This is a genomic window from Siphonobacter sp. BAB-5405, from assembly GCF_002872335.1.
Taxonomy (GTDB): domain Bacteria; phylum Bacteroidota; class Bacteroidia; order Cytophagales; family Spirosomataceae; genus Siphonobacter.
The window spans coordinates 1-1,207 of record NZ_NJAG01000197.1; the positions used below are offsets into that span (position 1 = coordinate 1).

A 1,207-nucleotide genomic window follows, 5' to 3' on the forward strand; every position below is an offset into this window, starting at 1 on the left:
CAATGACTTCAAAGAGCTCCAGGATCTTTTCCCGGTCTAGTTTCTTTTCGGAATCTAAGATGGCAAAGGACTTGATGCGGTCAGCTCCGACAATGGACGAGAGCCGAAGCGAGCTGGTGGCCGTAGAATTATCCAGATCAATGAAGACGGTGGAGGTGTCTTTCTTGTGTTTTTGGGCGAGAAACCAGGTTAGTAAACTCTTGCCCACGCCTCCCTTGGACTGGAGGATGCAGTGAATGGTTTTCATGAATGAGGTTGGTTTAAAAAAGGTAAAATGTACAAAGAGGTAGTGATCCGCTAATCAATAAACGCCTAGAGTTAATCCAGCGAGAAGCCCGAGGGTTTGCGGTGGGAGGGATCTTCCTTGGCTCGCAGTTTGTCTAAAGCTTCTTGTAGTGAGTCAGGCTTCAGTGTCGAAACAGAAGAGCTGGGGGTAGCGGAGGGATCTACTAAAGCAGACGAACCCAGCGAAGCCGGCGATTCTTTAGAGGGAGTAGCCTTCCCGGTTTTAGGATGCAGGCGACGCTTTAAGTTGTAAAGGTTCTGCTCGTTTAAAGCGATGCCTAGTTCATCCTTAATCTGCTCACACATGATGCTAGCGGGGACATGAAAAAGCGAATCTCCATAATAGGCAGCTAGCACATCAAAGCGGCCTTTGAGGTTACGCTCAAAAGCCATCAACACATACTTTTTCTCCATATTAATTAATAGCGTAGTAAGCATTTTTTAGAGCAGGTACACCACTACTATACAGCAGATCTACCACCAGTATCGCTCAAAATTCCAAAATAGAACCTAAATACGACTAAAATAGAAGGATATATGAGTAAAATAAGGTAATGTTAATGTACTTAACAAAAAAACTTCCGCTAGTATTGTAGAGCATAGGAGAGCAAGCCATAGCAAATGTTCCACATTTGCCACCCGTTCACTTAGCGTTCACTGGCTTGTTGGGGCTAAAGCCCCAAACCCCCGGCGAGACCCGAAAAGGGTCCGCCGCTCGTAAAAAAAAGCGGAAGCGAGTTTAAGTCATAGGCTAGAGTAGCATTAGTAGAAAGAAGTAATGGAAACAGTCAAAGAAAAAAGAGTCAGAAAAGCGGTGACTCGCACGGTGGGCCTGAGAGCCCGGGTTACCAAAGAGGAGTATAGTCGGATTCAGGACCGGGCGATTCTTGCCGGCATGAGTGTCTCGGAATACATCCGGCAA

The 1,207-nt window shown here is 46.3% G+C and carries 1 protein-coding gene and 1 pseudogene; both read right to left on the reverse strand.

Going from position 1 to position 1,207, the window contains the following annotated elements:
- Positions 1 to 247, reverse strand: a pseudogene (locus BWI97_RS26995) (hypothetical protein); the annotation flags it as partial.
- 71 nt (positions 248 to 318) lie between these two features.
- Positions 319 to 723, reverse strand: coding sequence for a hypothetical protein (locus tag BWI97_RS27000; protein WP_146011105.1), 405 nt, complete (start codon positions 721 to 723; stop codon positions 319 to 321).
- Between the last annotated feature and the right edge of the window lie 484 nt (positions 724 to 1,207).

Bases quoted from the DNA above. Each gene is read 5' to 3' on its own strand.
- BWI97_RS27000 (WP_146011105.1), bottom strand. From the start codon at position 723: ATGCTTACTACGCTATTAATTAATATGGAGAAAAAGTATGTGTTGATG.